General features: G+C 64.7%; 22 protein-coding genes and 1 pseudogene. 8 read left to right on the top strand and 15 right to left on the bottom strand.

Annotated elements, in window-relative coordinates; genetic code table 11:
* Positions 1-72 precede the first annotated feature (72 nt).
* From P9254_RS14265 to P9254_RS14250, 4 genes are all read right to left on the bottom strand, one after another.
* Positions 73-1,593, bottom strand: coding sequence for an FAD-dependent oxidoreductase (locus P9254_RS14265; RefSeq protein ID WP_278056636.1), 1,521 nt, complete (start codon positions 1,591-1,593; stop codon positions 73-75).
* Between the two features lie 90 nt (positions 1,594-1,683).
* Positions 1,684-2,556, bottom strand: a complete 873-nt coding sequence (locus P9254_RS14260; protein WP_278056635.1) for a ferritin-like domain-containing protein — start codon at positions 2,554-2,556, stop codon at positions 1,684-1,686.
* Positions 2,557-2,871: 315 nt separating this feature from the next.
* A complete protein-coding gene (locus P9254_RS14255) occupies positions 2,872-3,297 on the bottom strand; it encodes a globin family protein (RefSeq protein ID WP_127246681.1) in 426 nt (141 codons plus the stop codon).
* Positions 3,298-3,380: 83 nt separating this feature from the next.
* Positions 3,381-3,989, bottom strand: a complete 609-nt coding sequence (locus P9254_RS14250; RefSeq protein ID WP_164746757.1) for a TetR/AcrR family transcriptional regulator — start codon at positions 3,987-3,989, stop codon at positions 3,381-3,383.
* Between the two features lie 207 nt (positions 3,990-4,196).
* On the opposite strand from P9254_RS14250, the pseudogene P9254_RS14245 reads away from it, so the two are divergent.
* Positions 4,197-5,321 (top strand): annotated as a pseudogene (locus P9254_RS14245) (alpha-hydroxy acid oxidase).
* 151 nt (positions 5,322-5,472) lie between these two features.
* Here P9254_RS14245 and P9254_RS14240 read toward each other — a convergent pair.
* Positions 5,473-6,309 carry a BA14K family protein gene (locus P9254_RS14240; protein ID WP_127246679.1) on the bottom strand — a complete coding sequence of 279 codons (837 nt, stop codon included), beginning with the start codon at positions 6,307-6,309 and terminating at the stop codon, positions 5,473-5,475.
* A 78-nt stretch (positions 6,310-6,387) separates the two neighbouring features.
* On the bottom strand, positions 6,388-7,494 hold the full coding sequence (locus tag P9254_RS14235) for a KamA family radical SAM protein (protein ID WP_278056632.1): 1,107 nt from the start codon (positions 7,492-7,494) through the stop codon (positions 6,388-6,390).
* Positions 7,495-7,678: 184 nt separating this feature from the next.
* Between P9254_RS14235 and P9254_RS14230 the strand changes: the two genes are divergently transcribed.
* Positions 7,679-8,614, top strand: a complete 936-nt coding sequence (locus P9254_RS14230; RefSeq protein ID WP_278056631.1) for a hypothetical protein — start codon at positions 7,679-7,681, stop codon at positions 8,612-8,614.
* A 66-nt stretch (positions 8,615-8,680) separates the two neighbouring features.
* On the opposite strand, the gene P9254_RS14225 is transcribed toward P9254_RS14230, so the two are convergent.
* A complete protein-coding gene (locus P9254_RS14225; RefSeq protein WP_278056630.1) occupies positions 8,681-10,237 on the bottom strand; it encodes a serine hydrolase in 1,557 nt (518 codons plus the stop codon).
* 565 nt (positions 10,238-10,802) lie between these two features.
* Between P9254_RS14225 and P9254_RS14220 the strand changes: the two genes are divergently transcribed.
* Entirely contained in the window at positions 10,803-11,696 is an 894-nt protein-coding gene (locus tag P9254_RS14220; protein ID WP_278056629.1) for a hypothetical protein, read from the top strand.
* A gap of 41 nt (positions 11,697-11,737) precedes the next feature.
* On the opposite strand, the gene P9254_RS14215 is transcribed toward P9254_RS14220, so the two are convergent.
* The 3 genes from P9254_RS14215 to P9254_RS14205 all read right to left on the bottom strand — a co-directional run bounded on the left by P9254_RS14215 (position 11,738) and on the right by P9254_RS14205 (position 14,612).
* Complete coding sequence (locus tag P9254_RS14215; RefSeq protein WP_127216122.1) at positions 11,738-13,165, bottom strand: hypothetical protein; 1,428 nt, start codon at positions 13,163-13,165, stop codon at positions 11,738-11,740.
* A 371-nt stretch (positions 13,166-13,536) separates the two neighbouring features.
* Entirely contained in the window at positions 13,537-14,046 is a 510-nt protein-coding gene (locus P9254_RS14210) for an Hsp20/alpha crystallin family protein (protein ID WP_278056627.1), read from the bottom strand.
* An 89-nt stretch (positions 14,047-14,135) separates the two neighbouring features.
* Positions 14,136-14,612, bottom strand: coding sequence for an Hsp20 family protein (locus P9254_RS14205; protein WP_127246674.1), 477 nt, complete (start codon positions 14,610-14,612; stop codon positions 14,136-14,138).
* 347 nt (positions 14,613-14,959) lie between these two features.
* On the opposite strand from P9254_RS14205, the gene groES reads away from it, so the two are divergent.
* The 3 genes from groES (at position 14,960) to htpG (ending at position 19,118) form a co-directional block, all read left to right on the top strand.
* Entirely contained in the window at positions 14,960-15,274 is a 315-nt protein-coding gene (gene groES, locus P9254_RS14200; protein ID WP_066992870.1) for a co-chaperone GroES, read from the top strand.
* A gap of 52 nt (positions 15,275-15,326) precedes the next feature.
* The gene (gene groL / locus P9254_RS14195; protein WP_066992865.1) at positions 15,327-16,955 is read left to right on the top strand and encodes a chaperonin GroEL; all 1,629 of its coding nucleotides are present in this window, start codon (positions 15,327-15,329) and stop codon (positions 16,953-16,955) included.
* A gap of 270 nt (positions 16,956-17,225) precedes the next feature.
* Complete coding sequence (gene htpG / locus P9254_RS14190; RefSeq protein WP_278056623.1) at positions 17,226-19,118, top strand: molecular chaperone HtpG; 1,893 nt, start codon at positions 17,226-17,228, stop codon at positions 19,116-19,118.
* A 160-nt stretch (positions 19,119-19,278) separates the two neighbouring features.
* Here htpG and P9254_RS14185 read toward each other — a convergent pair whose 3' ends face one another.
* A complete protein-coding gene (locus P9254_RS14185) occupies positions 19,279-20,901 on the bottom strand; it encodes an ABC-F family ATP-binding cassette domain-containing protein (RefSeq protein WP_095824639.1) in 1,623 nt (540 codons plus the stop codon).
* Positions 20,902-21,117: 216 nt separating this feature from the next.
* On the opposite strand from P9254_RS14185, the gene P9254_RS14180 reads away from it, so the two are divergent.
* On the top strand, positions 21,118-21,444 hold the full coding sequence (locus P9254_RS14180; RefSeq protein WP_164750533.1) for a GYD domain-containing protein: 327 nt from the start codon (positions 21,118-21,120) through the stop codon (positions 21,442-21,444).
* 28 nt (positions 21,445-21,472) lie between these two features.
* Here P9254_RS14180 and P9254_RS14175 read toward each other — a convergent pair whose 3' ends face one another.
* The 4 genes from P9254_RS14175 to P9254_RS14160 form a co-directional block, all read right to left on the bottom strand.
* A complete protein-coding gene (locus P9254_RS14175) occupies positions 21,473-22,216 on the bottom strand; it encodes a 2OG-Fe(II) oxygenase (RefSeq protein ID WP_095824686.1) in 744 nt (247 codons plus the stop codon).
* Between the two features lie 79 nt (positions 22,217-22,295).
* Complete coding sequence (locus P9254_RS14170) at positions 22,296-23,726, bottom strand: patatin-like phospholipase family protein (protein WP_278056620.1); 1,431 nt, start codon at positions 23,724-23,726, stop codon at positions 22,296-22,298.
* Between the two features lie 85 nt (positions 23,727-23,811).
* Entirely contained in the window at positions 23,812-24,339 is a 528-nt protein-coding gene (locus tag P9254_RS14165; RefSeq protein ID WP_278056618.1) for a hypothetical protein, read from the bottom strand.
* Positions 24,340-24,344: 5 nt separating this feature from the next.
* Positions 24,345-24,767, bottom strand: coding sequence for an OsmC family protein (locus tag P9254_RS14160; RefSeq protein WP_127246670.1), 423 nt, complete (start codon positions 24,765-24,767; stop codon positions 24,345-24,347).
* Between the two features lie 205 nt (positions 24,768-24,972).
* Between P9254_RS14160 and P9254_RS14155 the strand changes: the two genes are divergently transcribed.
* Entirely contained in the window at positions 24,973-26,217 is a 1,245-nt protein-coding gene (locus tag P9254_RS14155; RefSeq protein WP_127246669.1) for a cytochrome-c peroxidase, read from the top strand.
* Positions 26,218-26,368: the final 151 nt, after the last annotated feature.

The raw sequence follows: 26,368 nt of genomic DNA, 5'->3' as shown, positions 1-26,368 counted from the left end.
CCACTTCTCCCGACGCGATTCGGCTCGAGTTCCCGCGGCTGGGGATCGCCGATCCAATGCCCTCCAGCTGAACTATCCCAAAGGCCGGATGGCCGGGCCGTTGAGGACAGCTCCGTCCGGCGCGAACTGCGAGCCGTGGCAGGGGCAATCCCAGCATTGCTCGGTCGAATTCCAGTGCACGATGCAGCCGAGATGCGTGCAACTGGCCGAATGCCGGTGCAGCTTGCCGTCGCGATCGCGGCACACGGCGAACTTGCTCAAGCCGTCCTGAAGTATGCCGCCTTCGCCGGGCTCGAGGGCGTCGGCCGACTTGACCTCACCGGGCAGCAAATAGCCGGCAAGGTTCTTCACCGTCGTAAGGTTCTCATTGACGTAGTGCGCGAGCGCGGCGGGCGGCGTCCGGTCGGGGGCGTAGACGGCTTCCCAGGAGTTCGATCCGGCCACGATCAGATCGCGGATGAGCAGTCCGGCCAAGGCGCCATGCGTCATGCCCTGGCCGGAGTCGCCGGTGGCGATGAAGACGTTGCCGTTGCCGGGGCTTCGGCCAATGAAGCCGCAAAAGTCGATCGTTTCGAGGACCTGGCCGGACCATCGCGCTCGTTCTCCGCCAAGATCGGGCACCAATGCCCTGATCCAGGCCTCGAGCGCGACAAAGCGCGCCGCGCCGTCATCCGCTTCGCCCGATTTGTGATCGCGGCCGCCGGCTATGAGACAGTCCGTCTTGCCGGGGCCGGGATTGAGGCGGACATAATAATAGGGATCGTCCATATCCCAGTAGAGCGCATCCGGGAGGGTTCCCCTGGCAATGTCGAAAGCCATTGCATAGGTGCGGTAAGGCGCCATCTTGCTGTGGATCTTGACCCAGGTGTTGATCGGGGAATTGGTGGCAAACACTGCGTTCGAAGCCGTTACGGTGGAGCCGCCGTCGCATTTCAGGCGAACCTTGTCCCCCTCCTCGATTTCGGTGACGGCGCTGTCGGCGAATGCCTTGCCGCCTCGTTTCTCGAAATCGGCCAGCAGCGCGCGCAAATATTTCAGCGGATGGAAGGTCGCCTGGTCTGGATAGCGCAGGATGGGCGCCGATTCATGGCCCTTGAGCGGCACACCCTTGCCATGCTCAGCTTCGGCGCCGATCTTTGCCGCAGCCGCATACTCCTTGTTGCATTCTCTGGCGGCCTCTTTCTCGTCCATCCATGCGGCCGGGAACAGGAAGCCGTCCAGCCGGCGGAAATCGCAGTCGATCTCCAGCGTGGCGACATGGCGTTCGATGCGGTCGACGGCGGCCTGCTGGCTTTCCTGGAATCCGCGCGCCAGAGCCTCGCCGCGCATGTCGATCAGCGCGCTCAAGCCATCGTCGCAGATGGGTGCCAGATGGGCGGTCGTGCGCGATGTCATGCCGCCGAGCAAGGGGCCGCGATCCACGAGCACCACCCTGCGTCCCGCCAAGGCCAGTTCGTAGGCGATGGAAACGCCGGCGATGCCGGCGCCGATGACGGCTACGTCACAATGCTCATCCCGCTCGAGGCGAGGCGAGTTGGGCAAGCTGGTGTCGAGTGTCCAAAAAGATCTGGTCGCTTCGCTGCTGACGTTCATTGCCTGCCTCGTCGAAACGAAATAGGATGCCCGCGCCGAATGCTGCTCGGCCCGGGTTGCAGATCATCGTGACCGGCTCCACTTCAACGGCTAGGTGCTCTTGAGCGTTCCGTTCATCCCGTTCGGGTAAAAGCCGCCCTTGCTCACACCCGACTGATCGGTCAGATAGACGATGCGCAGCACCTCCTGCGGCGTCCTTGTGAAGGCAATCGCATCCGGCGTCGAAGGAACGACGTTGGCCTTGCCGTCAACCTGAATGCCCTGGTCTTTGTCCTCGTTCCCATCGATCTTGTCGCGTGCGTCGGAAACCGCATTCGCCGCCTTCCAGGCCTTCTCGCCCATGCGATAGAGCGACGACCGCGCCATTCCCAGGTGATAGGCCTCGACCGCGAGAATTCCAGCCGCAGCAGCGAGGAATTCCTTGTTCTTCAGGACAGTTGCCGCACCGGCGTAGGCCGTCACACCGACGTCCTCGAACAGCATGCCGCCGAGCACGAAATTCATCTGGTTGCCAAACGCATCGAAATCGTCGCCGAGGCCGGCCGCCTTGGCGACCGCGGCAAAGCCGGCATCGAAATCGATCGCCGGCCGGTCCACCGCATTCGACGCAAGCGTCTTGCGATAGAACCTGACATGGGCAAGTTCGTTTTCCGCGACCTCGCGCATGAATTCACCGACCGCGGGCGTATCGAAGGCAACCTTTTTGCCGCCGACGACATCGCCGGGTTTGGAACCGATGTCTGAGTCCTCGATGCCTTTTCCCGTGGTGCCGCGGAGGTAATATTCGGCCTCCATATATTCCAGGTTGAGCGCGAAGCGGAAAATGTCTTCGTCTTTTATGTCGTCCTGCGCGGCAGCAGACGAAGTCGAAGCAACGCCGGCCGCTGAAGCAATGGTCGCTCCAAGACCGATTTGCAGTGCCCGGCGGCGACAAACATGAAGTGAAGGCGTGACAGCGGTCATAGCTTCCTCCCGAAGCCCGCCTGTCAACCGGTTTGGCCTCAATGAGCGGGCCAGCCGCCAAACTTCGCAGAAGGCAGAATGTTCCTGAAAAGAAGCCGATATGGCTTTGCCTGGGGGAGCCTGATGCGGCCGCGATACGGCTCGCGTGGCGCCGGTGCGGTTTTGCGCAGCCAATGGCTCGAGCCCTGTCGCCCAGGTCGGCGCCGGGCTTGCAGGCAGGGCGGCGACGGGCGCCTCGCCGCGACCTCCGGGCCATGAACAAGGCCCAGGAGATCGCCTGCCGCGCTCAGCTTCGCGCTCCAGCCTGACGAGAGCTCAAGCCGCCAGCTCCACCTCACGGGCTGCGACGATCATGACGCCGGCGAGCAGGCCGTAGGCGGCTTGCCAGGCCTCGCGGACCTGAGGCGTGAAGGCCTCGCCCAGGCCCGCCTCCAGCGTCTCGATCAGCGCCTGGCCGACGATCGGATAATGATGCTCCTCGACGCCATAGCCGACATGGCGCCTGGCGAGATCCTGCACGGCGGGCAGGATGGTCTCGGCGCGGGAAAGGCCATGCACGACGAAGCCCAGCGCCGCCATCAGCTTGGCGCCCTGCCTGCTCATGTCCGTTGCGCGAAACAGCCCCTTGAGGCTGGCGTCAATGGCAAACAGCTTCTCGTAGAACAAGGCCGCGGCCGCCTCCTTGATCGGCACGACCTCGCGAAAACTGTCCTGCACAAGCCTGATCTGGTCGGGTGTCATCGGCGTGCTCCTCCGCATTTGCTAGGCTGCAAACATCCGGCGCGAGCGTTTCGCTGGCATGCCGGTTGTGGAGCGGGTGTGTTTCAGGCGTGTGTTGGGCGGGTATCGTGTTGCGGAAACTCCACCTCGGCTGCCATCAGCCGCTTCGCCGCATCCGCCGCGGCGCTGCAATAGCTCTGGTCGCCGTGGATCAGGATCATCACCATGGCGCCCTCGATCAGCAGGAATAGCTCGCGGGCCCGCTCCTTCGGCGACGGCACCTTCGCTTCGGCGAGCAGCATTTCCAGATGACGCTCCATCAGCGCCTTGTGCTGGCGCGCGATCACGCGCGCGGGGTGGCCGGACAGGTCGGCAAGCTCGATCGCCAGCCGGGTGAAGCCGGAGCCCGCCCAGCGCGGCTTGGACGACCACTTGACCAGCCCCTCGAAAAGCTTGTCGATCAGCACGTCCGCGCCGCCCGAAAACTCGATGCCGTAATTCTGGAAGTCGGCGAATGTACGCTCATGCTGCGAAGCGAGCACGGCGGTCAAGAGCGCGTCCTTGCTGTCGAAATGATAGTAGAGCGTGCGCTTGGTGACGCCGGCGGCATCGGCGATCTCGTCCATGCCAACGCGGAAAAAGCCCCGGCGGCGAAACAGCTTGTAAGCCGCCTGGAGGATCTCGGGCCTGGTCTCGTCGGACGCTCTGGGCATGGGGCGCGCTGCCGTTGCCGTAAGTATACTCGCTAGTGAATTTACATCAGCGGCCACGCGACCTTCAATAATCAGCATTCGCTAATATTTTATGGGAGGACGACGATGGAACGAGCAGTCCCCACGCCACTCGATGTTCCGACGGGCATCGTGACTTTGCCCGACGAGATCAGGGCAACATCGGCGGCGCCGCAACTGCTCAAGGGCATGACCTGCATCGAGGACCTGCGCCGGGCCGCGAGCCGCCGCGTGCCGCGCGTCTTCTTCGACTATGCGGAGTCCGGCTCCTATGCCGAGCAGACGCTGCGCGCCAACCGCGCCGACCTGGAGCGCATCACGCTCAAGCAGCGCGTCCTGGTCGATGTCGAGCAGCGCGACACGGCAACCACGATCCTCGGTGAGAAGGTGTCGCTGCCGATAGCCCTTGCACCGATCGGCCTCGGCGGCATGCAATGGGCCGATGGCGAGATCCTCGCCTGCCGGGCGGCAAAAGCCGCGTGCATTCCCTATACGATGAGCACGATGTCGATCTGCTCGATCGAAGATGTGGCGCAAGCTGTCGGCAAGCCATTCTGGTTCCAGCTCTAGGTGATGAAGGATCGCGGCTTCGTGCGCTCGCTCATCGAACGCGCCGACGCCGCGCGCTGCAGCGCGCTGGTACTCACGGTCGACCTGCAAGTGCTGGGCCAGCGCCACGCCGATGTCAGGAACGGGCTTTCGGTGCCGCCGGCGCTCAAACTTCGCACGATCGTCGACATCGCCAGCCGCCCGGCCTGGGCGGCCCGCATGCTTTCGGCCAAACGCTGGACCTTCGGCAACCTCGCCGGCCATGTGAAGGGCGAGGACAGCATCAAGGCGGTGGCGGATTGGGTGGCGCATCAGTTCGACGCGACGCTGAGTTGGAGCGATGTCGACTGGATCAGGAGCATCTGGCCGGGCAAGCTGATCCTCAAGGGCATCCTCAATGTCGACGACGCGCGCAGCGCCAGCAGGGCCGGCGCCGACGCCATTGTGGTGTCCAACCATGGCGGCCGGCAGCTTGACGGCGCGCCGTCAACCATCTCGATGCTGCCGAGGATAGCGGACGCGGTGGGCTCCGATGTCGAGATGCTGTTCGACGGCGGCGTGCGCTCAGGCCAGGATCTGATGCGGGCGCTGGCTCTCGGTGCCCGAGCCTGCCTGGTCGGACGCGCCTATATCTACGGCCTCGGCGCCGGCGGCGAGGCGGGCGTGGCGACGGCAATCGACATTCTGCGCAAGGAGTTGTCCGTCACCATGGCGCTGACCGGGACAACGAGCGTCGCGGAGATTGATGGCCGAGTGCTGAATTGAGCCGATCATCTCCCGTTCGCGGCGGGAAGGTGCCGAAGGGCGGCGCTAACGTTAGCCATTCGATATGCACCCCCCGCTGGTCTACCGACCATCTCCCCCCAAGGGGCGCCTTCAGGAGCCAAGCGTCACTTCGCAGGAACGTGGGCCTGCCCTACTCGCACTGCCGGCGCGGGCCGCCGTCATAGGGCTGGTAAGTGTTGTCCTGCGGATCGTAGGAGCGATAGCGGCTGAAGCAGGAGTCGATATGATCGCCCGACATTTGCGGGCCCAGCAGCCGATCCCTGGAAGGCTGGTCTTCCGGCAAAATCTCTTCCGGCGGGCCGCCATAAGTCGTCGCGTAGCCGTCCCGTGTCGTGGCGTAGCCTTCCACCTCGGCCTGGTCGTCAGTCACCTCGCCTTGATTGTTCATCCAGGGCTGATCGGGTTGGTGCCCGTCGGTCGAGGCTGTGCGATCGCCGCCCGGATCGAAATAGGGCGAGATGCAGGGGCGAATCTCCCCGCTGTAGGAGCGGTAGCTGTTTTCTTGCGGGCGGTAGCTGCGATAGCGGTTGGCGCACCATTCGAGATGCGCGGCGGGCAATTGTACCTGCTGGGCCGGCGCCTGCTCCGAAGGCTGTTCAGCCGCATCGGCCTGGCCCGTCTGTGAAGCATTGGGCGGAGAGATCTCGGGCAAGGGCTGCAACTGCCGCGGCGCGGCGGCTTGCGGCGTTGGGAGAGCTGCGGTCTGCGTGGCCGTATCCGCCGCTTTGGCCCCCTCGTCCGCCTTAACGGACGCGCCGGCGGCCTGCTGGGCCGGGATGCGCTCGAGATCCTGCTTCGCCGGATCGACGGGCCTGGCGTCCTTGGTCCAGAGCTCCGAAACGCCGATCGCCGGCGTTGCCTGGCGCACCGGCTTGGCGGCCAGCAGCCAAGTGGCGAAGGCGAGCCCTGAGGCAAACACGGCCAGGGTCAGCACGAAGCCGCCGACGATTCCCAACAATGCCTTCACGCTGCTCTCCTTCGACCCCCCGCTATACAATGCGGGGGGGCGGATGGGAGTTCCTCTGCCGCCTCTCGAGATGAGGAACTAGGCGACCACCTCGCCATACTCCCTCACCTTCCCGTCCTGCCCGCGAATCCGCCATGTCTCGCTGTCCCGGCCCTCGATGTGGCTGGGGCCGAGCGGCACCTTGCCGCCGCCATCGGGCAGATCGATGACATAGGTCGGGTTGCAGATGCCGGAGAGGCGCCGGCGCAGTTCCGCGGCCAGCGCCTGGCCCTCGGCAATCGTGGTGCGGCGGTGCGCCATGCCCGGCGCCAGATCACCATGGTGAAGATAGTAAGGTTTTACGCCCAGCCGATAGATCAGCTCGCGGCAGAGCTCTTCCAGCACCTCGACCTTGTCGTTGACGCCCTTCAAGAGAACGCTCTGGTTAAGCAGAACAAAACCCGCCTGACGCATGGTCCGGCAAGCCGTTTCGGTGTCCGGCGTGATCTCGCGTGGGTGGTTGAAGTGAGTGACCACCGTCACCATCAGCCTTCCTTGCAGGGCCGCCACAAGGCCGGGCGTGATGCGCGACGGCAGCGCCACCGGCACGCGGGTGTGGATGCGCAGGAGCCGGACATGCGGGATGGCCTCGATGCGGGCGCGGATTTCGGCGAGCGCCTTGTCGGGCAGCGACAGCGGATCGCCGCCGGTCAGGATCACCTCGCGGATCTCGTTATGTTGGGCGATGTAAGCGAGGGCCGGCTCCAGCGCCTCGCGCGTATAGCCGCGGCCAATCGAAGTCAGCGACTCCTTGCGAAAACAGAAGCGGCAATAGACCGCGCATTGATAGGTCGGGAACAAGAGCACGCGGTCGGCATGGCGATGGGTCAGCCTGGGCACCGGGCTGAAGGCGTGATCGCCGATCGGATCGCCGAGCTCGCCCTCGGCAGTGATCAATTCGTCCGGCGATGGGATCACCTGCGCGCGGATCGGATCGTTCGGATCGTTCCAGTCGATCAGGTCGAGATAGGCTTTCGGCACGCGCACCTTGTGGGCGGCGGCGGCTTGCTGCGCAGCGGCGCGCTCGGCCGGTGAGAGCGGCAGGGCTGCGAGGTCGCGCACATGGCGCACGCCGGCACGCACGTCGTCCTGCCAGGCGGCGTCGGGTCCGCGCGCGGCTTCCTTGAGATCGGTATTTGAGGTCATTGGGGTCTCGGTACGAACTTGCGCGGGATATCGGCCGGATGGATGGCCGGGTCAATCGTTTTGGTTGCCGCAGAGCGGTGGAGTGGCGCGCGAGACCGGCCGGGCCTGATGCCCGGCTTGTCTCGTGGCTTTGAGCGCGACGAAATTGGCGCTAATTTGGCGCAGGCTTCGGGGGGCGAGACGAATGGATTTCAGCGCAGGCCATGGCTACCTTCTCATCGGTGGGCTCATCCTGGTCGGCGCCGGGCTGCTGATCATTTCGCTGATCGTCAATCTGCGCGTGGCGCACAGCGTGCGCGACGAACTGCGCCATCGCGAAAAGCTGCTGGAATATTATCGCAACATCTTTTCGCAGCTAGGCGTGATCCTGATCGGCATCGGCGTTTCGCTGTTCATCTTCTTCTTCCAGCAGAACTATCAGGACCAGCGCAAGCGCGAGACCGAGCTGCAGCAGGTTCTCGCCAAGCTGGCGGCGCGCGTTGCCCGCGGCGCCCCGGTCATCGAAACGCTGGACGAGTTCGACGAGGTACTGGATGAGGGCGGCGCCTATGTCGGCCCCGAACACGGCGGAAGCAACGCCGCGATCACCGCCAGAGGAACGGAGCTCGCCAAGCAGGTCGAAAAGATCCTGCTGGTGGAACGCGATGTCGATGTTCGAGACTTCGAAATCCTGAACCTGTCGCGCGACCTCGAAGCCACCTTTGTCGTCAACGAGATCGATCCGACGCTGTGGTTCAACATCGTGCGCGACGAGAACGAGATCAAATACGCGACGACGCAGCTAGCCCTCGACTACAAGGACCTGCATGAGGCGATCGGCGACGAGGCGGTCGAGGCCGCGGTCGCCCAGCCCGACAAGGAACCGAAGATCAAGCACGAGGTGCTCGACATCCTCTATGACGCCGACCTGCTGCGTCAGCGCAGCAGGCGGTTTCTCGCCCGCGCCTGCTGGCTTTTCAGCAAGGGCAAGAGTTTCGTCGCCCTTGCACCGGCCGATGCGATAGAGACCGACACCAAGTCGCAACAGGAATGGATCGACCGCGCGAAACCGGTCCTGACGCAGACAAAGACGGGCAGCGGCGACTGCTTCAAGCTGCTCCGCTACGGGCAGGCATCCTGAGCCCGCTGGTCTTTGCTTGATACATGTCGTTCACCCAGAATCGCCGCACGGCTCTGGGTGAAGCGATCAGTCCCCCACCCGCTGCAGCCTGCCCAGATGATTGTCGTCGAGGAACTCGATCGTCATCGCCGAGGCCTTGCCGTCGGGGCCGACGACGAAGCTCACGCCCGCCGGCCGGTCCGGCGTCTCGGCGTCGGGATGGGTCAGGAACAGATCGCCGTCGAAATGCGTCAGCGAATAGGACCGCGCTCCGGCCGGTCCGACCTCGAGCACAAGGCCGTCGCCCGCGCTCGACACGGTCGCGCCGCCGATGAAGTCATTGCCGTAGCGGCCGGAATAGGCGCTGGCCGGCCGGGCCGGCCTTGGCGGAGACGGAGGCGCGGCATATTCGGCCTTGGCCGCGGCGATCGCCGGACCCAGCATCCCGGCATAGATTCCGTCCCAGGCCTCGACCCAGTCCTTTTCGACTTTTCCGTCGAAGACCAGATCGGCAAAGCTGTCGGACAACCCTTCCGGGACACCGGTCGGGAAGGCGTTCGTAAGGATAACGATGCCAAGCTTCTCCTGCGGAAACAGCGTCGCCACCGTACGCGCGCCGACGCTGAAGGCGCCTGCATGGCCCCAGCTGAGGCCGTGCCGGCCGAAGGCAATATTCCAGCCGAGGCCATAGAAAGACTCGCCTCCGGTTACGGGATTGCGGCCGAGCGCCATCTGAGGCAGATGCGTCTGTCGCAGCGCATCGGAAGCAATCAGCGTCCGGCCGGCATAAACCCCGTCGCCGAGCACCAGGCGCATCCATTGCATGAGATCGCGCGCGCTGGAATTCACGCCGCCCGCCGGCGCCTGAGGATCGACATTGCGCTTGACCTTTGCGGCCCAGACGCCTTCGATCTTGACATGCAGCGCGGCGCGATTGGCGCGGCTGACGAAGTCCGCGTGACGGGAGCTGGTCGCGGCCATTCCAAGCGGGCGGTAGAGCTTTTCCTCCGCGACCGTCTCCCAGGGCTTGCCTGTCGGCTTCGCGGCCGCCACGGCACCCTCGGTCAGCCCGAAATTGCTGTAGGAATAGCCGGCGCGAAAGCTCGACGATGGCGACACAAAGCGGAGGCGGCGAAGGATTTCGGCGCGGTCGTAGCCGATGCCCTCAAGGTCGTCTCCGGCAGTGCCGGGAAGGCCGCTGCGATGCGTGAAAAGATCGCGGATGGTGAGTTCGCCGGTGGGATAGGGATCGGCAAGGCGGAAGGCCGGATCGAGATCGGCGATCTTCGAATCCCAGGATACCACCCCGTCGCTGACCAGCGCGGCCACGACGGTAGCCGAGATCGGCTTCGAAAGGGAGGCGATCTGGAACACCGTGTCGGCGTCGACCGGCTCCGGTCTGCCGGCTTCGCGATGCCCGAAACCCTTGAGGAAGATCACCTTGTCGTCATGCACGACGCCGATGGCAAGGCCGGGGACGGCACCATCGGCGACGGCGGCTAGCGCCAGCGCTTCGAGCTTCGGCAAGGCGGCGGCGATGCGCGCGGGCGTGACGGGATCGGCCGATGCCGCGTGCGGCCAAAGCGCCAGTCCGGCGATGAAGGCCAAAACCGTCAAATGACAGAGATCCCGACCAAGCCGCATCGCGCGCTCCCTTCCCTGCATTCACCCTAAGATTGTACAGGCCGGCACCGGCCTGGCCAAGCCCTGCGCCGCCCTGATCATCCTCCCAATCGACTGGTGTGGCGCCGGGTGCGTCCCTCACCTCTGGGCCTGCGCCCGCCTTAGAAGATCCGGCCGTCCCCGACATCATGGCTGTGCTCTGGACACGAAAGCTTGCGTTCGTTCGCGCCCCCCTCTGTCCTGCCGGACATCTCCCCCACTTGGGGGGAGATCAGATGTGGCGCCGGCTTTCGCCAATCATCGACGGTGCAAAGGGAGAGCCGTCAGCGGAACTGCCAATCTCTCCCCTCGTGGGGGAGATGTCCGGCAGGACAGAGGGGGGCGCCGTAGAGCGCAACTGTCGCGGCGTGCCTCACCTCCTCGCCGACATCGAGCGGCAAGATCCAGCGGTTCCTGCTGAGGAAGGCGGAGGTAGAGAAGCGAAAGGCCGGATATTAAATTCGGGTTCTCCCCGGGATTCCGCCACGCAAAAGCCGCCAAGTCAGGCGAAGGCCACAAGGGCTTTGGTCTGAATTGGGGTTATAGCATGCGGCTGGTCTGGGCGTTTTTGTTCGCGCTGGCGAGCGGCGTGGTTTTCGCGGCATCGCCGGAGGACGACTATATCGCCGCGCGCGACAAGGCGATTTCCGACATCGCGGCGCAGGAGAGCTCGAACGCGGAAGTGGAGGCGCTCGATGGCGCCAACACCAAGGCGCTGGCCGATCTGGAAAAGCGTCTTTCCGCCATTCTCGGCCCGCTTGCGGTCAAGGATTTTCCGGCAACCGGCACGATCAATCTGCAGAGCCTGAGCGCCTCCGATATTGGCTTCGGCATGCTGGACGGGCTGCGCTACGCCAAGAGCGATACCGGCCCGAGCATCGTCGCGACGACCCGCGGGTTGGTCGAGCGCTGGCTGCGGTCCAAGGCTGACGAGGACGATGAAGGCCTCCGGCTGCCCGCCGGCATCGAGGAGGCGCTCAAGCTAGACGCCTTCTATACGCAGGCCATCGGCAGCGACGCCGCATTCGTGAAGACGCTCGACTTTTCACTGAAGAAGCCCGAAGGCGCCGATATCGCCGTCGCGCGGCTCGGCGGCTGGACGCAGGATGTCGGACCGATCTACGACCAGCAGGTCGTTGTCGCGGTCGTCAAGGGCGACCGCGTCCTGGTCGCCGAGGCGCCCGCGTCCCCGCCCGTGCCGAAGATCGCGGCCTGCGAGGCGCTTTGGACCGCGGCGGACGCGGCTGCCCAGAAATTTCAGCAGACCTATCAGAACTCGGACCTGAAGGACCAGCAGGCCTATGATTCCGCCAACGCCGCCTGGGAAAAAGGCGACGGCGATTATCGCGCCTGCATGGGCGAGCGCCTGCCGGGCGATCCGGGCTTCCCGGCACTGCTTGCCGAGGCCCAGCAGCTTGCTGACCGGATGACCGGCAAGTAGGCCCAGAGCGATGAAGCGCTGAGCTGGCTAGACACCCTTCCTCAGCTCGCGGCGGCCCTCATGTTTCGCCGGCGCCTGGCGGTGGGTCGCGCCGGCTCCACGATATGCCCGTTGGTGACATGCCCGTTCGTCACGGGCACAACATCCTGCCGGGCCCGGGCGTCCGTCACCCTGTGCAGCCGCTCGTAAGGCAGCAGCTCCTTGATGCGGGCATTCAGCGTCTCGACCTCGGCGCGCAGGTCCTCGCATTCCTGTTTCTGGATATCGAGCTGGATCTGCTCCGACGCCTGCTGCAGCGATAGCTGCGAGAGGTTGGTACTGATCACCGACAAATTCTTCTTGTCCAATTCGCTCTCGTTCCTGAGAACGGCAAGCTTCTCTTCCGCGATCTGCCGCTCGGTCACGGCGTCATTCAACTGCGCCCTCAGTCCTGTCGCCTCGGCGACCGCATCGGTCTTGTCGATGGAGGCCTGCTCGAGCCGCGATTGCAGCTCCTGGATTTCGGAGCGCAAGCCGCGCAGCTCCGCCCGGCTCCGCGCCAGCTCCGCCGCGCCATCGCTTTCGGCAATGCGGGCGGCTTCGGTTACCTCGGCAAGCTTGGCCTGCGTCGTCTCCAACGATTTCTGCAGCCGGGCCTCCTCCTTCTCGTGGCTGCCGAGCTGGGCCATAAGTTCGGCAATCCGCGTGGCTTCGTTGGCGTGGGTCGCCGCGAACTCGTCGAATTTGTGCCGGGCCTCGGCCTCGCGCTTTTGCGCCTGCTCCAGCTCGATCGAAAGCCCGACCTGCTTCTCGCGCAGCAGCTTGTTCTCGACAGCGCGCCTGTCGGCTTCGACGGTCTTGGCCGTCAGGGTCTTGACGATCTCACCGAACTCAGCCTCGCGCCTGGCGCTCTCATTACCCATCTCGACCATTTCGAGCCGCACCGCTGCAAGCGCCTCGCGCAGCGACTCCCTGTCCTGGACGAGACTTGCCTCGCGCTGCTGCCAGGCCTCGGCCGCGCCGTCGCGTTCGCGCTGCTTGCGCGTAGCGTCAAGCAATTGTTCCGACAAGGCCTTGTGTTCGGCGCCCAGAGCGGCGTTCTCCAGCTCCAGCTCATTGGCGCGCAGCGCATCGCGATGCAGGGCGTTCAGGATATCGCGCGTCATGTGGTGCGCTGTGGCGATCTCGGCCAGCCTTGACCCGATCTCCTCCAGATGACCCTGTCCGTCGCGGAAGAGTCCGGAAACGGCTTCCAAGGCGGCCAACCGTGTCTGGGTGTGCGGCGTCAGCCGGGAGGCGGAAGCCTCGGACTGAGTCTCGCCCGGCGGATCCTCCTCGCTTGCCGCCAGGTCGGCGGCAGAATCGTATCCCGGGGACGTCTCTTCGTCAGCCGAAAGACATTCTTCGAAAGCCTCTGCCAGATCCGACTGGAGCTCTTGAAATTCCTTGTCTACGTCCTCGGCCCGTTTGATCAGGGATTTGAAATTCATAACGGCACACCTCTTACGCTCACACCCGCCGTATTACTTAACGAATTGCTAATCTAGCCCTTAACGTTCCGTACGGGAAGCCTGACCAAAAGAAGGAAGGAATTAAGGTTATCGCGGATTTCCAGAGGCTTGCGCGGTGTTCCGTCAGCGGCATCTGCGCTCAGCGCGGTAAACGGTTAGAATGGCCTGCGTCGGCCGCACGTCATCGAGCCGCAAGCGAGCACCTGGCGCCCGCTGCGGGCGGATCACTCGTTGGAAGGGGAGCCACGCTCCAGCCAGCACCTACGCCAGCGTTGGCCGTTCCATCTAGCGCCGAGGTTCCGTCATGCCGCAGGGGCCGGACCCGCCGGTCCAACCCCTGCATCCAGGCATCAGCTCTTGATTTCGATACGCTTGGCCTGCGACTGCGCCTTCGCGGTCTTGGGCAGCATTACCGTCAGCACGCCGTTCTTGAAGCGGGCATCGATCTTGTCTTCTTCGATCTCGTAGCCCAGCGGGATTCGACGCTCGAAGCGGCCATAGATGCGCTCGGAGAACTGCCGCTCCTTGTCCTCCGTCTCGGAGCGCTTTTCACCCTTCAGCGTCAGCACGCCATCATCAAGCAGCACCTCGATGTCCTTCTCGTCCAGGCCCGGGACTTCGGCCGCCACCTTGATCTCCTTCTCGTTGTCGGAGATCTCAACGCTCGGCCAGCCGGCACCAAAGGCTGATACGCTGCCTAGGGATGGCAAGCCGGAACCGAAACCCCGGAAGACGTCGTCGAACAGCCGATTCACCTCGCGATGCAGCGACAGGAAAGGATCGCGTTCGCCGTCGCGGAAGACACTTGGAACCTGGTTACCATTGTTTCGGCCCCAGGGAATCAGATCACGAACACTCATTTTTTCCTCCTTTCTGTTCATCCGGAAGACAAGGCCCACAAGCGCCGGGAACATCACCCGGCGCTTGGCGCAAAGCGCGGCGAGAAGGCTCAGGCCGCCTTGTTGTCGGCCTCGATTTTCTTTGTCGCGGCCTTTGGCGATGATTTGTCCGCCGTGATCTCGATCCGGCGCGGCTTCATTTCTTCCGGGATCTCGCGTTTGAGGTCGATTGTCAGCAGGCCGTTGACGAGGCTCGCATCGACGACCTTGACGTGATCGGCAAGCTCGAAGCGACGCTGGAATGCGCGGCCGGCAATGCCGCGATGCAGGTACTCGCCGTTGTCCTCGCCTGCCTTTTGGCCAGAAACCATCAGCATGTTCTGCTCCTGGGTAATGGCCAGTTCGTCCTGGCTGAAGCCTGCCAGGGCCATGGTGATGCGGTAGTCGTCCTCGCCGCCCTTGGCGATATCGTAGGGCGGCCAGTTGTCAGCGGTTTCGATGCGGCTTGCGGTCTCGAGCGCGTTCAGCATTCGATCGAAGCCGATGCTCGACCGGAACAGGGGAGAAAAGTCGAAACTGGTTCTCATAGCTACATCCTCCATTGAGCAACATAGATACGAGGAGCGCCAAGGCAGCGGCGCTCCTTGACCTTGCCGGCCACATCAGGCGCCGGCAGGTTCGATTTGGGAATTGATTCCTTTGCCGTCAAGAGGTCCGAGGCGCGCCCGTCAAAGCTGCATAATTACCTTTGTTTTCACGGCGCTAGCACTCGGCTGTTGCGAGTGCCAAAAAATTTCTTGCGGCCTCTTGAAACCGGCGCGTGCAAAACCAAATCCACATGCGCGAGGCCGAAAGGATCGCGAGCCCCGCTCCGGTCCTTCCGGTCCGGAGTGGTGGAACCTCTCAAAATCTGTTTGTCCCGAAGGAGAACGATATGAAGTTCCATCCATTGCATGACCGCGTTCTGGTCCGCCGCGTCGAGGCCGAGGAGAAGACGGCCGGCGGCATCATCATCCCGGACACGGCGAAGGAGAAGCCGCAGGAAGGCGAGATCATCGCCGTCGGTTCCGGCGCGCGCGACGAGAGCGGCAAGCTCATTCCCCTCGACGTCAAAGTCGGCGACCGCATCCTGTTCGGCAAGTGGTCCGGCACCGAGATCAAGCTCAACGGTGAAGACCTGCTCATTATGAAGGAAAGCGACGTGATGGGTGTGGTCGAGCAGACATCGGCGTTGGGAAAAGCGGCTTGAACCGGCCCAACCCGATCGGTCAATGAAAGGTGCCTGCTGAAGGAGTGTTCCAATGGCTGCCAAGGAAGTGAAATTCCATTCCGACGCCCGCGACCGCATGTTGCGCGGCGTCAACATCCTCGCCGACGCGGTGAAGGTCACGCTCGGCCCTAAGGGCCGCAATGTCGTCATCGACAAGTCGTTCGGCGCTCCGCGCATCACCAAGGACGGCGTCACTGTCGCCAAGGAGATCGAGCTCGAGGACAAGTTCGAGAACATGGGCGCGCAGATGGTGCGCGAGGTCGCCTCGAAAACCAGCGATATCGCCGGCGACGGCACGACCACCGCGACCGTTCTCGCCCAGGCCATCGTCAGGGAAGGTGCCAAGGCCGTTGCCGCCGGCATGAATCCCATGGATCTGAAGCGCGGCATCGACAAAGCCGTCGAGGCTATTGTTCAGGAGTTGAAGACCAACGCCCGCAAGGTGACCAGAAATGACGAGATCGCCCAGGTCGGCACGATTTCGGCCAATGGTGATGCCGAGATCGGCCGTTTCCTTGCTGAGGCGATGCAGAAGGTCGGCAACGAGGGCGTCATCACCGTCGAGGAAGCCAAGACCGCCGACACCGAGCTGGAAGTGGTCGAAGGCATGCAGTTCGATCGCGGTTATCTCTCGCCTTACTTCATCACCAATCAGGATAAGATGCGCGTCGAGCTCGAAGAGCCCTATGTGCTGATCCACGAGAAGAAGCTTTCCAACCTGCAGGCGCTGCTGCCGGTTCTGGAGGCGGTGGTTCAGTCGGCGAAGCCCCTGCTCATCATCGCGGAGGATGTCGAGGGCGAGGCGCTCGCGACGCTGGTGGTCAACAAGCTGCGCGGCGGCCTGAAGGTTGCGGCCGTCAAGGCTCCGGGCTTCGGCGACCGCCGCAAGGCCATGCTGGAGGACATCGCCATCCTCACCGGCGGCACCGCTATCAGCGAGGATCTCGGCATCAAGCTTGAGAACGTCACGCTGGAGATGCTCGGCCGCACCAAGAAAGTGGTGGTCGAGAAGGAGAACACCACGATCGTCGATGGCGCCGGCAAGAAGGAGGAGATCCAGGGCCGCGTCGCGCAGATCAAGGCGCAAATCGAGGAGACCACCTCGGACTACGATCGCGAGAAGCTGCAGGAGCGTCTGGCCAAGCTCGCCGGCGGCGTGGCTGTGATCCGCGTCGGCGGTTCGACGGAGGTCGAGGTCAGGGAGCGCAAGGACCGCGTCGACGATGCCATGCATGCGACGCGCGCGGCGGTCGAGGAAGGCATTCTTCCGGGCGGCGGCGTGGCGCTGCTCAGGGCCGCCAATGCGCTCGACGCGGTGGCTGCCGACAACCCCGACCAGAGATACGGCGTCGACATCGTGCGGCGCGCCATCGAGGCGCCGGCGCGTCAGATCGCCGAGAACAGCGGGGCGGAAGGCTCGATCATCGTCGGCAAGCTGCGCGAGAAGACCGATTTCGCCTATGGCTGGAACGCCCAGACCGGCGAATATGGCGATCTTTTCAGCCAGGGCGTCATCGATCCGGCCAAGGTCGTGCGCACCGCGCTGCAGGATGCAGCCTCGATCGCCGGCCTGCTCGTCACCACCGAGGCGATGGTCGCCGAGAAGCCGAAGAAGGAAGCGGCACCCGCCATGCCCGCCGGCGCCGGCATGGACTTCTAGGACGCTGGGGAGGCGCGGCGCCGACACAGCCAATCTCCCCCGACAGGGTTCAATTGGGGGAGATTGGTCGGCAGGGCAAAAGGGAGCGCGAGGGAAACGGCACCCTTCTGAATTGACAAGAACCGGAAAAGCGAGAAAGCACTCCGCGACAGATCGGCTGGCGGGACGCGCCCCTTTGTCCTGTCGGACATCTCCCCTCATCGGCGGAGATCGGCAGCTTCGACACGTCGCGGCGCGACGGGCCAGAGTTACTATGTGGGAAGATTCTGAATGACGACGGATACCAAGACGACGGAAACCAGGACATTCGAGGCGGATGTCTCGCGGCTGCTGCACATGATGGTGCATTCGGTCTATTCGGACCGGGACGTCTTCCTGCGCGAGCTGATCTCCAACGGCGCGGACGCGTGCGAGAAGCTGCGCTTCGAAGCGATCACCCGTCCCGAGCTGCTGGGCGAGGACGCAAAGCCGCGCATCACCATTTCGGCCGACCCCGACAACAAGCAGCTTGCCGTCGAGGACAACGGCATCGGCATGGGCCGCGAGGAGATGGCCGAGGCTCTGGGCACCATCGCACGCTCCGGCACCCGTGCCTTCATCGAGCGCGTCGAGGCCGGCAAGGCGACTGAGGACTCGCAACTCATCGGCCAGTTCGGCGTCGGCTTCTACTCCGCTTTCATGGTGGCCGATCATGTCGATGTCATCAGCCGACAGGCCGGCAGCGAGGAAGCCTGGCGCTGGTCTTCCGACGGCAAGGGCACCTACGAGATCGCTCCCGTGCCGCTTGCGGCAGCTCCCAGGCGCGGCACGCGCGTCGTGCTGCATCTGATGGACGATGCGAGTTCCTACACCACGCCTTACCGGCTCGAAGGGCTGGCGAAGTCGCAGTCCGGCCACGTGCCGGTGCCGATCACGCTTGTTGAGAAGCCGGGCGCCGAGCCGCGCGATGTCGCCGACGGCACGGCGCTCTGGGTGAGGCCGAAGAGCGACATAAAGCCCGAGGAATATACCGACTTCTACCGCAGCATCGCCGGCCAGTATGACGAGCCGGCCGCCACCATCCACTTCCGCGCCGAGGGTCGGCACGAATACAGCGCGCTTGCCTTCGTGCCGGGCTCGCGTCCGTTCGATCTCTTCGACCAGGACCGCAAGGGTCGTATGAAGCTCTACGTGCGGCGCGTCTTCATCACCGACGATGCCGACGTGTTGCCGCGCTATCTGCGCTTCGTGCGCGGCCTGGTCGATTCCGCCGATCTGCCGCTCAACGTCTCGCGCGAGATGATCCAGGAAAGCCCGCTGCTCGCCGCGATCCGCAAGGGTGTCACCAACCGCGTCCTCGGCGATCTTGGCAAACTCGCCGATAACGATGCCGAGGCCTACGCCAAGATCTGGGAGAATTTCGGCGTCGTGCTCAAGGAAGGCATCTACGAGGACTACGAGCGGCGCGAGCAGCTGCTGAAGCTCGCCCGCTTCCGCTCGACCGCTTCCGGCGAGACGCTGCGCAGCCTGGCCGATTATGTCGCCGCGATGAAGGAAGGGCAGAAGGCGATCTTCTTCATGGCCGGGGAAGACCGCGCCCGGCTCGAGGTCTCGCCGCAGCTCGAAGGGTTCCGGGCGCGCGGCATCGAAGTGCTGCTTTTGACCGATCCGGTCGACAGTTTCTGGACGACGATGGCGCCGGAATTCGACGGCAAGCCGTTCAAATCGGTGACGCAGGGCGCGGCCGAACTGTCGGAGATCCCGCTGCTCGACACCGCGTCCAAGCCGGATGCCGAAATCTCGTCCGAAATCGCGACCTTCCTGGCCTTCGTGAAGACGGCGCTGGGAGACGAGGTCTCGGACGTGAAGGCCTCCGACCGCCTGACCGAAAGCGCGGTCTGCCTGGTCGCACCGGAGCACGGTCCCGACCGCCAGTTCGAGCGGCTGCTCAACGCCGCCGGCCGCCTCGAAAAGGCGGCGAAGCCGATCCTCGAGATCAACCCGCGGCACGAGCGCGTCACGGCGCTGGCGAAGCTCGGCGACGGCGAGCGCGCTTTCAAGGAAGACGCCGCGCATCTGCTTTACGACGAGGCGCGCGTGCTGGACGGCGACAAGCCAGCCGATGCCAGGGCGTTTTCGGCGCGGCTTGCTCGCCTGATCGAGCGCGGTTTGGCGAGGGAGTAGTGGGGGCGTTGGGCGCCTCACGGAGCCCGGATCCTGCCGTGACTTCTCACGAGGAGGCGGCGCAAGGGTGAGATCGGTCGCGATCCTTCGCGCCCCCCTCTGTCCTGCCGACGGGTCAAGGCTTCTCCACGCTACTACGCTCGGAGGTCAGAGCGCCGCCCTACCCCCTCAGCCCCGGTGCCTCTTGCCCCGTCCTGGCGACATATTCCGTATAGCCGCCGCCATAGGTGTGGATGCCATCCGGCGTGAGCTCCAGCACGCGGTTCGATAGTGCGGACAGGAAATGGCGGTCGTGCGAGACGAACAGCATCGTGCCTTCATATTGCGCCAGCGCCTCGATCAGCATCTGCTTGGTCGCCATGTCGAGGTGGTTGGTCGGCTCGTCGAGCACCAGAAGGTTCGGCGGATCGAACAGCATCAGCGCCATGACCAGCCTTGCCTTCTCGCCGCCCGAGAGCACGCGGCACTTCTTCTCGATCTCGTCGCCGGAAAAGCCGAAGCAGCCGGCTAAAGCCCTGAGCGGCGCCTGGCCGGCCTGCGGGAAATTGTCTTCCAGCGTCTGAAACACGGTGCGCTCGCCGTCGAGCAGTTCCATGGCGTGCTGGGCGAAATAGCCCATCTTGACGCTCGGACCGCGCGCCACCGAGCCCTCATCCGGCTCGGAGGCGCCGGCCACGAGCTTCAAAAGCGTCGACTTGCCGGCGCCGTTGACGCCCATCACGCACCAGCGCTCGCGGCGGCGGATCTGGAAGTCGAGGCCGGCATAGATCGAGCGGCTGCCATAGGATTTGTGGATGCCCTTCAGCGTCGCCACGTCCTCGCCGCAGCGCGGCGCAGGCTGGAACTCGAAGGCCACCGTCTGGCGACGCTTGGGCGGCTCGACGCGGTCGATCTTGTCGAGCTTCTTCACCCGGCTCTGCACCTGGGCGGCGTGCGAGGCGCGCGCCTTGAAGCGCTCGATGAAGGCGATCTCCTTGGCAAGCATCGCCTGCTGGCGGTCGAACTGCGCCTGCAGCTGCTTGTCGGCCAGCGCCCGCTGCTCCTGGTAGAATTCGTAATTGCCGGAATAGGAGGTGAGCGCGCCGGCGTCGATCTCGATCACCTTCGAAACGATGCGGTTCATGAACTCGCGGTCATGCGAGGTCATCAGCAGCGCGCCGTCATAGTCCTTGAGGAATTTCTCCAGCCAGATCAGGCTCTCAAGATCGAGATGGTTGCTCGGCTCGTCGAGCAGCATGACGTCGGGCCGCATCAGCAGGATACGGGCGAGCGCGACGCGCATCTTCCAGCCGCCGGAGAGTTTTGCAACGTCGCCGTCCATCATCTCCTGGGAGAAGCCGAGGCCGTCGAGCACCTCGCGGGCGCGGCCGTCGAGCGCATAGCCGTCGAGTTCCTCGAAGCGGTGCTGCAACTCGCCATAGCGCTCGATGATCGCGTCCATCTCGTCGGCGCGGTCGGGATCGCCCATGGCGTGCTCGAGCTCGCGCATCTCGGCTGCGACGGCGCTCACCGGGCCGGCGCCTTCCATCACCTCGGCGACGGCGCTCATCCCCTCCATGTCACCGACATCCTGGCTGAAATAGCCGATGGTAACGCCGCGATCGACTGAGACTTGGCCTTCGTCCGGCTGCTCCTGGCCGATGATCATGCGGAAGAGCGTCGTCTTGCCGGCGCCGTTCGGGCCGACGAGGCCGACCTTCTCGCCCTTCTGCAGGGCGGCCGAGGCTTCGATGAAGACGATCTGACGGCCGTTCTGCTTGCCGATATTTTCGAGACGGATCATGGGGCGGTCCGGGAAACTGCGCTGAGATGGCGGGATTTGCCCGGGGCATACGCGAATGAGGCTGCGGAGGGAAGAGGCAGAAGCGCCGCATCCGCGCGCTCGGCTATTCCTTCGAGGCAGAACCCAGCCGCGGTGAAATTGATTGGCGTCGCCGACCGATCGAGCGCTTAGTGCTGGAGCCAACCACTTGATGGGCTCTGGCAAGGGAGGTCAACCATGGCCATGTACCTGACGCGCTTCAGCTACACGCCCGAGACCTGGGCGCGAATGATCGAAAACCCCGAGGATCGCCGCAAGGCAGCCAGCTCATACATAGAATCGGTCGGCGGAAAGCTGCACGGGTTCTGGTACGCGTTCGGCGAACACGACGGGTGGAACCTGTGGGAGGCGCCGGACAATGTTTCGATGGCGTCCGTCGTGATCGCCATCGGTGCCGGAGGGGCACTCAGCTCCTGCGAGACCACCGTCCTCCTCAGCGTCGAGGAGACGATGGACGCGCTAAGCAGGGCGAAAGCGATCCGTTATCGGCGGCCTGGAACGTAGAGCCGAGAAAAGCCGCCTCGGAGGCGTGTCACCTCGCGTCGTGGAAGATGATACCGAGCGTATGTCGCCTGCCCGAGCGCAGGCGGCTGACGCCGTGGCGCAGGTTGACGCGATAGTAACCTCGCGTGCCCTCCACGGGCCGGTTGTGCACGGCGAAGATCACCGCGTCGCCGCGCTTGAGCGGCACCACCTCGGCGCGGCTCTGCATGCGCGGGCGCTGCTCGGTCAGCACGAATTCGCCGCCGGTGAAATCCTTGCCGGGTTCGGAGAGCAGGATCGCCACCTGCAGCGGAAAGGCGAGCGCGCCATAGAGATCCTGGTGCAGACAGTTGAAGTCGCCGGGGCCGTATTGCAGCAGAAGCGGCGTCGGCTTGGTTTGGCCCTCGTCGTGGCAACGCTTTAGGAAGGCGGCGTGGTCGGAAGGGTAACGGAGCGCGGCGCCCATCTTCTCGTTCCAGTCGTTGGCAACGCCGGCGAGCCGTGGATAAAGCGCAGTGCGCAGGCCCTCGATCAGATCAGGCAGCGGATAACGGAAATAGCGGTACTCGCCCCTGCCGAAGCCATGGCGCGCCATCACCACATGGCTGCGGAAATGTTCTTCGTGCGGATAGAGCGCGGCGATTTCGGCGCATTCCTCCGGCGAAAGCAGGCCGGGCACGACAGCGCAGCCCTGGGCGTTGAGCTCGGAGACGAGCGCGTGCCAGTCCTGCGCGGCGACACGGGATTCGGCGGAGCGTCCGGCGCGTTTGGTGTTGAGGGAATGGACGGTCATGAGCGCCTCCTTTGATGCCATCAAAGTGGGGCGGAGGCGAAGCGGCGGCCACCCGATTCCTGCGGAAATGGCGCGACCTTTACGGCGAACCAGCCGCAACGAAGCCCGAGCGGCCCTGCGCGCGGCGGAATGCCTGCTGCAGGCGCGGGTTGAGGCGCACCGCGTCGCGGCCGGCCTGGATGGTCCGCTCGACCTGCTCCGGCGTCAGCCTCAGCCGGGTCGGGATGACGTTCAGCGCGGCTGCCTCGTCTGGCGGCAGGTCGGCGAAGGAGACCAGTTCAACCACCATCTGGACGTCGCGGCACTTCCAGCCGGACAGGCTGCCGCGGTAGCGCGCTACCACCGCCGCCGGCAGGCTGCAGCGATATTTGACCAGCTTTTCGCGCCACAGCCGGAATTCGAGCTTGAGGGAATCGAATTCGTCGCGCACCGAGGACGCGATCGAGGTGCCGGCGGTGGCGTCGATCATGTCGACCAGGCCCGGTCCCTGCTTGACCTTGACCCAGTCGGGTTCTTTCCTGCGGCCCGCATCGGCAACGATCATGATCAGCGTTCGCATCCTCACCGCCGCCTGCGGCGACAACGGGCTGTGCGGACTGCCGGCGATGTCGAGCGATTCCGCGAAGCCGACCACCGCGATGTTGTCGGTCAATCCGCCGTCGAGCAGCTTGATGTAGTTGACGCGGTCGTTGTTCTGGTAGGACTCCATGGCGCGAGCCGCGGCCTTGACCCGTTCCGGTGCCTCCGGATCGTTGAGACCGCGTTCGATCCAGTCCGGCTGCTTGTAGTTGCATCTAGTTGTCGGCGTGGTCGTCGAGACGACAACCGGCGCGAACACCGCGGGGAACGCCGCCGAGGCCGCCACCGCATCGGCGATACGAAGCTTGTCGAGATCGCTGCAGATGGCCGCGAAGCGGTCGTAGGTGAAGCCGAAGGCCGTGCCGTTGTAGATGTCGGATGCGTGGATCCAGACCAGCGGGGCGCCGGGACGTCTGAAGGCGCTGTAAGTGGCACCGTCGAACAGGTTCCTGTCCAGCCACGCAGCAAAGGTGCTGCGGTCGTTGACGCCGCCCTTCCACAGCCGCGCCAGATTGGCCGGAGCGAGCTTGGCGGTGTGCAGCGAGCTCTCGGCATCGCGCAGCAAGAAGCGCTCGCGAAGCTCGCGGTAACCACGCCCTTTGTAGCCGAGATAGGCCGCCGTCACTGCACCGCCAGAAACGCCGCCGACGACGCGCACCTCGTCGATCAGCGTATGCGCTCGCCCGCCGCTGCCGACCTCGACAGCGTCGAGCGCCTGAAGCACGCCATAGCTGAAGGCGGTGGCGCGCGTGCCGCCGCCAGAGAAGGACAGCGCGACCACGGTCGACCCGTCGGCGGGAGCATCGGGAATGTAGTCCGGCGAGCCAGGCCCGACTTGCGTCACATGGGTGTTGATGGGCTCGACATCATTGGCGACACATCCGGCCAGCAGCGCTGCTGCCAACACAAGCAAGCCCACACGCCAACGCATCGAGGTCCCCCCGATCGCCCGTTCCCGGCCTCAGTCTATGCGCAGCAGGCAGAGCAAGGCAACGGCAGCCCCGGGGTCCTTCACCTCAAGCGTTCCGGCGGTACCCCTCCAGTTCCGGATCGAGATCCACCTTCACTCCATTGGTGAAGACGCAGGTCGCCACCATGATGCCGGCGAAGGCGACGAGGTTGACGAGCAGCGTTTCGTCGTAGCGCGCCTTCAGCGCGGCCCAGGTCTCGTCGGCAACGGAATTGGCGTCGGCGGCGAGCACCGTGCCGAAGGACATCAGCAGCGCTTCGTCCGGGCTGGGTTCGATCGCGTCCGGATCGAGGCCGGAATCGATCAGCGCGCGGCGGAAGAAGGTAACCGGGATCTCGGCGCGCATCGTCTCGGCGATCGCCTTCGAAAACAGCCAGATCGCCCGGTCTTCGAGCGTCGGACGCAGGAGATCGCGCAGCGTGAACCATTCGGCGTAGATGCGGTGCGCGGCCGGCGAGTGAAGCAGGATGCGCTTCATGTTGGTCATGCGGCCGCACAGCGCAAGCTCCCGGTCATGCTCCGCGCGGATTTCGTCGGAGGCGGTCGCATAGTCGATCGCAGAGAGATGCGCCACGGCCCTCATCCCAGCGTCGCGTGCAGCGCCGGCGCACCGCGCAGCGTGTTGGAGACGGTGCAGATCGTCTCGGCGTCCTCGACGATGCGCTGCTTGGTCGCGGGGTCGAGGTCGCCGGCAATCTCCAACCGGATATTGAACCTTTCCACCCGCGCCGGCTCGTCCTTCGCCTTCTCGCCGCCGACATCCGCCCTCACCTCGCCAAGTCGGTCGGCGACGCCGAGGCGGGTGGCGGCGATGCGGGCGCTGAGCACCATGCAGGCGGCCAAGGAGGCATAGAGCAGGTCGAGCGGGTTGAAGCCCGGCGCGCTGACCGCAGTCACCACATCGACCGTGCCGCCGGTCGGCGTCGTTACCGCCGGCAAGCCGCCCGGCGGCAGCACGGCGCAGGCGCCGGTAGCACGGGTTCTGATCTTCAGCTCGCTCATCGAAAGTCCTTCGTCCGGTTTGGAGGCCATTGATAGCGGACGGGAATTTATTTCGGCAACCATCCAGGGTGCAGCTACGGTTCTCTTCGTGCGAGGATGTCCGTGGAGGGCTGATCTGCCGCGTTCCGGCTTGGCAATTTGCCTCCGCCAGTCAACAATCCGCGGCACCGCGCTGCTGGGCCAATGGCAAACGGGATTGAGGGTCATGACACCACGGAGATTTGCCACGCTCGCCGCTCTCGCCGGCGCCGTCCTTTGGCCCGCCGCCGGCCAGCCGGCAGATGGCGTCCATCCTGGCCCGATGTCACGCACGCAAGCCTTCGCACGCGCCGAAGCACTGACGGCGCTCGGGCGAAAAATGTTCTTCGACCCATCGCTGTCGGCTTCGGGCAGACAGGCCTGCTCGTCCTGCCACGATCCCAACCACGCCTTCGGTCCGGCCTCCGCCGCGCCGGTCGAGATGGGCGGGCCGAACCTCGACCGGCCCGGCCTGCGCGCCGTGCCGTCGCTGCGCTACCTGCAGGCGGCGCCGGCCTTCACCGAGCACTTCTACGACTCCGAGGACGAGGGCGACGAAAGCGTCGACAACGGCCCGACCGGCGGATTGACTTGGGACGGGCGCGCCGACCACGGCAAGGACCAGGCGAGGATCCCGCTGCTGTCGCCCTTCGAGATGGGCAACAAGGATGAAGCTGCCGTGGTCGCCGCCTTGCGCAAAGCGCCCTATGCCGATGCGTTCAAGGCGGCGTTCGGCGCGGATATTTTCGACCATCAGCAGGATGCCTTCGACGCGGCGGTCGAGGCGCTCGGCACCTTCGAGCAGAGCAGCGCCGATTTCTACCCCTATTCCAGCCGCTACGACGCCTTCCTTGCCGGCAAGGCGCAGTTGACCGCGCAGGAGTTGCGCGGCCGTGCGCTGTTCGAGGACGAAAACAAAGGCAATTGCGCGAGCTGCCATCTGAGCGAGCCGGCAAATGACGGCGAGCCGCCGCAATTCACCGATTACGGCCTGATCGCCATCGCCGTGCCGCGCAACCAGGCGATCCCGGCCAACGCCGATCCCAATTATCTCGACCTCGGGCTGTGCGGGCCGCTGCGGGCCGACTTCAAGGGCCGGAGCGAGTATTGCGGCCTGTTCAAGACGCCGACCCTGCGCAATGTCGCGCTGCGCAAAAGCTTCTTCCACAACGGCCATGTCCACTCGCTGCGCGAGGCTGTCGCCTTCTACGCCACTCGCGACACAGATCCCGGCCGCTGGTATCCGAAGAACGCGGACGGCACGGTCGAGAAATTCGACGATCTGCCAAAGGCCTACTGGGGAAACCTCAACACCGACCCGCCCTTCAACGGCAGGAAACCAGGCGAGAAGCCGGCGCTGACCGACGCCGAGATCGACGACATCGTCGCTTTCCTCGGCACGCTGACCGACGCGGACCAGGCCGGGCAGTAGGGCGGCTAAAAGCTCTCCGCGGACTTCCCCGGCCAAAATAATCGGTGGACGCGTCTTGTTTGTGTGGCTTCCGTCACAGACCGACAGAAAGCATCTGCTACATTGGCATCCCGTCAGAGCGGGGGCTCAAATGAGATTCGTAGGTGCAAGA

Source organism: Mesorhizobium sp. WSM4983, from assembly GCF_029625765.1.
Taxonomy (GTDB): domain Bacteria; phylum Pseudomonadota; class Alphaproteobacteria; order Rhizobiales; family Rhizobiaceae; genus Mesorhizobium.
The sequence above is the reverse complement of the archived record's forward strand: the minus strand, read 5'-3'. Positions and strand labels throughout refer to the sequence as shown.

Bases quoted from the DNA above. Each gene is read 5' to 3' on its own strand.
- P9254_RS14210 (WP_278056627.1), bottom strand. From the start codon at position 14,046: ATGAGTGTTCGTGATCTGATTCCCTGGGGCCGAAACAATGGTAACCAG.
- P9254_RS14155 (WP_127246669.1), top strand. From the start codon at position 24,973: ATGACACCACGGAGATTTGCCACGCTCGCCGCTCTCGCCGGCGCCGTC.
- groES (WP_066992870.1), top strand. From the start codon at position 14,960: ATGAAGTTCCATCCATTGCATGACCGCGTTCTGGTCCGCCGCGTCGAG.
- P9254_RS14225 (WP_278056630.1), bottom strand. From the start codon at position 10,237: ATGCGGCTTGGTCGGGATCTCTGTCATTTGACGGTTTTGGCCTTCATC.
- groL (WP_066992865.1), top strand. From the start codon at position 15,327: ATGGCTGCCAAGGAAGTGAAATTCCATTCCGACGCCCGCGACCGCATG.
- P9254_RS14180 (WP_164750533.1), top strand. From the start codon at position 21,118: ATGGCCATGTACCTGACGCGCTTCAGCTACACGCCCGAGACCTGGGCG.
- P9254_RS14170 (WP_278056620.1), bottom strand. From the start codon at position 23,726: ATGCGTTGGCGTGTGGGCTTGCTTGTGTTGGCAGCAGCGCTGCTGGCC.
- P9254_RS14160 (WP_127246670.1), bottom strand. From the start codon at position 24,767: ATGAGCGAGCTGAAGATCAGAACCCGTGCTACCGGCGCCTGCGCCGTG.
- htpG (WP_278056623.1), top strand. From the start codon at position 17,226: ATGACGACGGATACCAAGACGACGGAAACCAGGACATTCGAGGCGGAT.
- P9254_RS14260 (WP_278056635.1), bottom strand. From the start codon at position 2,556: ATGACCGCTGTCACGCCTTCACTTCATGTTTGTCGCCGCCGGGCACTG.
- P9254_RS14235 (WP_278056632.1), bottom strand. From the start codon at position 7,494: ATGACCTCAAATACCGATCTCAAGGAAGCCGCGCGCGGACCCGACGCC.
- P9254_RS14215 (WP_127216122.1), bottom strand. From the start codon at position 13,165: ATGAATTTCAAATCCCTGATCAAACGGGCCGAGGACGTAGACAAGGAA.
- P9254_RS14205 (WP_127246674.1), bottom strand. From the start codon at position 14,612: ATGAGAACCAGTTTCGACTTTTCTCCCCTGTTCCGGTCGAGCATCGGC.
- P9254_RS14220 (WP_278056629.1), top strand. From the start codon at position 10,803: ATGCGGCTGGTCTGGGCGTTTTTGTTCGCGCTGGCGAGCGGCGTGGTT.
- P9254_RS14230 (WP_278056631.1), top strand. From the start codon at position 7,679: ATGGATTTCAGCGCAGGCCATGGCTACCTTCTCATCGGTGGGCTCATC.
- P9254_RS14265 (WP_278056636.1), bottom strand. From the start codon at position 1,593: ATGAACGTCAGCAGCGAAGCGACCAGATCTTTTTGGACACTCGACACC.
- P9254_RS14250 (WP_164746757.1), bottom strand. From the start codon at position 3,989: ATGCCCAGAGCGTCCGACGAGACCAGGCCCGAGATCCTCCAGGCGGCT.
- P9254_RS14175 (WP_095824686.1), bottom strand. From the start codon at position 22,216: ATGACCGTCCATTCCCTCAACACCAAACGCGCCGGACGCTCCGCCGAA.
- P9254_RS14185 (WP_095824639.1), bottom strand. From the start codon at position 20,901: ATGATCCGTCTCGAAAATATCGGCAAGCAGAACGGCCGTCAGATCGTC.
- P9254_RS14255 (WP_127246681.1), bottom strand. From the start codon at position 3,297: ATGACACCCGACCAGATCAGGCTTGTGCAGGACAGTTTTCGCGAGGTC.